This window comes from Actinoplanes rectilineatus (assembly GCF_000962825.1).
Lineage (GTDB): Bacteria > Actinomycetota > Actinomycetes > Mycobacteriales > Micromonosporaceae > Actinoplanes > Actinoplanes rectilineatus.
This window is the reverse complement of record NZ_JZKF01000176.1, coordinates 1-4,328: the sequence shown is the minus strand read 5'-3', so window position 1 is coordinate 4,328 and position 4,328 is coordinate 1. Positions and strand designations below refer to the sequence as shown.

At 68.9% G+C, this 4,328-nt stretch carries 3 protein-coding genes and 1 pseudogene; 2 read left to right on the top strand and 2 right to left on the bottom strand.

What is annotated here, in order from left to right; genetic code table 11:
* Both WH85_RS45795 and WH85_RS45790 read right to left on the bottom strand, forming a co-directional pair.
* A pseudogene (locus WH85_RS45795) lies at nt 1-417 on the bottom strand (peptidoglycan-binding protein); the annotation flags it as partial.
* 194 nt (nt 418-611) lie between these two features.
* Complete coding sequence (locus WH85_RS45790) at nt 612-1,475, bottom strand: GDSL-type esterase/lipase family protein (RefSeq protein ID WP_045748510.1); 864 nt, start codon at nt 1,473-1,475, stop codon at nt 612-614.
* Nucleotides 1,476-1,655: 180 nt separating this feature from the next.
* On the opposite strand from WH85_RS45790, the gene WH85_RS45785 reads away from it, so the two are divergent.
* Entirely contained in the window at nt 1,656-2,642 is a 987-nt protein-coding gene (locus WH85_RS45785) for a glycoside hydrolase family 18 protein (RefSeq protein WP_045748509.1), read from the top strand.
* A 3-nt stretch (nt 2,643-2,645) separates the two neighbouring features.
* Nucleotides 2,646-4,328 (top strand): glycosyltransferase (locus WH85_RS45780; protein ID WP_045748508.1); only part of this gene is annotated, 1,683 nt, incomplete at its 3' end.

Below are 4,328 nucleotides of genomic sequence, written 5' to 3'. Positions count from 1 at the left end.
GCGTGCGGTTTCGTACGACGAGGAGAAGTGCGCGTGCTCGGTGTGCGGGCTGGCCCCGTTGTACGAGCTCTGCCGCCAGGAGTTCGACGCCTCCCAGATGCGGCGGTTGAAGATGATGTACCGCAGCCGCTTCTCGGCACCGCTGCGACAGCGGCCGAGGATGTGCTGCACCACCTTCTCCATGGTCAGGTTCGACGTTCGCAGGTCGGCGGTGGCGTCGAACGCGTGCACCTCGTGTTTGGAGTCGGCGTCGCGGATCGGCACCCGGCCGACCTCGTCGTCGTTGTGGTCGGAGACGGAAGCCTGGTGGGCCGCGTCACCGATGGTGCCGTCGCTGGCGCGGCTGCGGCCGGGGGCGATCGCGTCGAGCTCGGCCCGCAGTTGCACCAGACAGGGCACCAGAACCCAATCTGCCATCAGGTCTCCCTTTCAGCGCTATCGTTCGACAATCCAGCAAATATGCCCCGTGGAATTCACTGAATACCGCCGATACCACTGGATAAAACTGACCTGTTCGGACGAGGGTCATCACTGTGGGTGAATGGGATCGCGAAATCGCAGGTCCACGCGCCGCGTTCCGGACGTGCCAACATCGAGGTCTGTGACCCCGATCACCACCCGAACCGGTCGGGGTAGACGACCGCGGCGAGCTCGTTCTGGCCCTCGACGTTGGGGTGGAAGTAGTCGATCCGGTTCACCAGGTCGAGATCGAAGCGGACCTCGTGCGCCCGCCCGCCGTCGGTGCGGCAGCGTCTGCCGTACGCCTTGCAGGCCAGCCGCAGCTGCTCGTTGTACGCCTCGATCCGGTCCCGGACCCGCTTGCGCCGCGCGTCGTCGGCGTCCGCGCGGGAGGCCGGATCGGCCAGCATGGACGGGCAGATCCGGCCCTGCGCCCAGACCCGGACGGCCTCGTCGTCGGTGCGCCCGACCTGCCAGAGCCGGTAGAGGTCGGGGATGCTGACCACCAGCACCCGCGCCTTGGGCAGGCCCTTCCTGAGCCGCTTCAGCCCGCGGTCGACCTCCTTGCGGAAGGTCGCGACCGTGGTCATGTCCTGGACCCGGCCGGCGCACGCGTCGTTCGCGCCGATCAGGACGGTCACGTACTGCACCCCGAGGTCGACCGCGCGGGTGGCCTGGGCGGCGAGCGCGTCCGCCTCGGCGCCGGGCTCGGCGAGGTTGTGCGCCTCGCCCTTGATCTTCGGGTTGTCCTCGAGGATGCGCCGGTAGTGGCTGCTCACCGCGGACGACGAGCCGGTCGACCAGGAGTTGCGGGTGCAGGCGACGAAGACCGGGCAGCTGCCGAACCCGGCGGTGATCGAATCGCCGAGGGCGGCCATCGACGAGGGCAGTGACGTGGCGGACCGGGACGGCTCCGGGCCGTCGGTCGGCCCCGGGTCCGCACCGGCTCCGTCGCAGGCCAGGGCGAGCGCGGCGAGCAGGGCCAGCGCGAGCGAGGTCCGATGTCGAGACTTCATCCTCCCGGCACGATAGGCGACCCATCGGCGATCAGGAAATCACCGAGAGTCACTTTTCGCATAGGGGTCACTGGGTTCGTCCATAGGTCTCCCCCAGACTCCGCACCTAACTTGGCTCCTCGCCAGCGCATTCTGCAGAGGGGAAACAACCATGACGCCCATCGATTTCCGGGGGCTCGAATGATTTCCCCCCGACAGTCCCTGGCCGGGCTGGCCGCCGCCGCGATGCTGTTCACCGGCGCCTGCTCCACGGACGACAGCCCGGAGGAGAAGACGACCGCCACGGTCGCGGTGGACACCGCGCCGTCGGTGGCGCCGTACATCGACATCGTCAGCGGCACGGCGGACATCGACGCCATCAACGAGGCGACCGGCCTGACCGACTTCACGCTGGCGTTCGTGCTCGCCGACAGCTCGGGCACCTGCACGGCGAGCTGGGCCGGGACGACCGCCCTGGACGACGCCACGATCGGCGCGGAGATAGACAAGATCACCGCCCTGGGCGGCGAGGTGATCGTCTCCACCGGCGGGGCGACCGGCAGCTACCTGGAGAGCGTCTGCTCGGCCGGCGAGCTGGCCGCGGCGTACGGCTCGGTGCTGGACGCGGCCGGAAGCAACTCCCTGGACGTGGACATCGAGCAGTCGATCGAGCCGGCCACGGTGACCGAGGCGCTGAAGACGCTGCAGGACGAGCGGGGCACCGCGATCACGCTGACCGTGCCTGTGGGCGGCACCCAGGTCGGCCTCACCGACGCGAGCATCACGCTGCTGCAGAGCGCGAAGGACGCCGGCGTCGAGGTCACCGTCAACGCGATGACGATGAACTTCCATGCCGACGGCGACTGGGGCGACGCGATGGTCACCGCCACCGAGGCGGTCCGCGACGACGTCGCCGCGATCTGGACCGACCGGGACGAGACGCAGATCTACGCGATGCTCGGCGTCACCCCGATGATCGGCGCCAACGACACCGGTCCGGTCACCACTGTCGACGACGTCAGGACCCTGCTCGCGTACGCCGAAGACAAGTCCCTGGGATCTGTCCGGTTCTGGTCGGTGAACCGGGACAACGGCGAGTGCCCGGACGGCGCGGTCGACGCGGCGTGCAGCGGCATCGCGCAGGACGACCACGAGTTCGGCGCGCTGTTCGCCGCCTTCGCGGGGTAGCGGATGTCCGTCTACGCGTCCCAGAAGCCCGCTCCGCGGGAGAAGAGGCGGATCCGGGTGCCCCGCCCCCGCTGGATCGTCTTCGCCGTGCTGATCACCCTGTTCGCCAGTCTCCTCGCGGTGAACGGTGTGGTGCAGGGCGAGTTCACCCAGGACCAGGCGGTCGAGTCGACAAGCGACGTGGACCAGGTGCCGGAGGAGGCGCTCACCGGCGGCCCGATCATCCAGACCGACGGGGAGACCACCACCACCGTCAGCCCGGGTGACAAGCAGATCGTGCTGACCTTCGACGACGGTCCGGACCCGGAGTACACCCCGGAGATCCTGGAGGTGCTGGCGCAGTACCACGTGCCGGGCGTCTTCTTCATGATCGGCTCGGAGATCAGCAAGTACCCGGATCTGGTCGAGCAGGTGCTCGATCAGGGCCACGAGGTCGGCATCCACACCTTCACCCACCCCGACCTGTCCACCAAGAGCGAGTGGCGGCGCCTGGTCGAGATGCAGGAGACCCAGTACGCGCTGGCCGGCGCCGCCGGGGTGAGCAGCGTGATCTTCCGGCCGCCGTACTCCTCGACCGTCGAGGCCCTGGACAACAGCAACTGGGCGGTCATGGAGGAGATGGGCGACCGCGGCTACCTCACCGTGGTCAACAACCTGGACAGCCGGGACTGGGAGCCGGACGTCACCAACGCCGAGATCGTCGAGGCGGTGATGCCGGAGGACGGCGAGGGCGCGATCCTGCTCTTCCACGACGGTGGCGGCGACCGGTCGAACACCGCCGCGGCGCTGGCCGAGGTCATCCCGGCCCTGCTGGCGGAGGGGTACACCTTCACCACGGTCGCCGGACTGACCGGCATGGAGACGGTGAACCCGGAGGCCACCGCCAACGAGCTGATCCTCGGCACGAGCATCGTCGGGGCGATCCAGATCGCCAAGAACGCCACCACCTGGTTCTCGCTGCTGCTCGTCGCGTTCGGTGTGCTCACCATCGCCCGGCTGGTGCTGATGCTCGGCCTCGGCCGCAAGCACGCCAACCGGCACAAACGCGGGCGCCGGCGGGCCGGTGGGGTGATCTCGCCGTACTGGGGGACGCCGTACACGAAACCGGTGACCGTGGTGGTGCCCGCCTACAACGAGAAGGAGTGCATCGCCGACACGGTCCGGTCACTGGCCGCCAGCACCCACCCGATCCGGATCATCGTGGTCGACGACGGCTCCACCGACGGCACCGCGGAGATCGCCGAGAAACTCGGTTATCCGAACGTCACGGTGATCTGGCAGCCGAACGCGGGGAAACCGGCGGCGCTGAACACCGGCATCGCGGCGGCCGACACCGAGGTCGTGGTGATGATGGACGGCGACACGGTCTTCGAGCCGGACACCGTCCGCGAGTTGGTGAAGCCGTTCGCGGACCCGGAGATCGGCGCGGTCGCCGGCAACGCCAAGGTCGCCAACCGCAAGGGCATGATCGCGCTCTGGCAGCACATCGAGTACGTCGTCGGGTTCAGCATCGACCGGCGGGCGTACGACGTGATGCGCTGCATGGCGACCGTGCCCGGGGCGATCGGGGCGTTCCGCAAGCAGGCACTGACGCAGGTCAACGGGCTCAGCGACGACACTCTCGCCGAGGACACCGACCTGACCATCGCGATCATCCGGGCCGGCTGGCGGGTCGTCTACGAGGAG

Bases quoted from the DNA above. Each gene is read 5' to 3' on its own strand.
- WH85_RS45790 (WP_045748510.1), bottom strand. From the start codon at position 1,475: ATGAAGTCTCGACATCGGACCTCGCTCGCGCTGGCCCTGCTCGCCGCG.
- WH85_RS45785 (WP_045748509.1), top strand. From the start codon at position 1,656: ATGATTTCCCCCCGACAGTCCCTGGCCGGGCTGGCCGCCGCCGCGATG.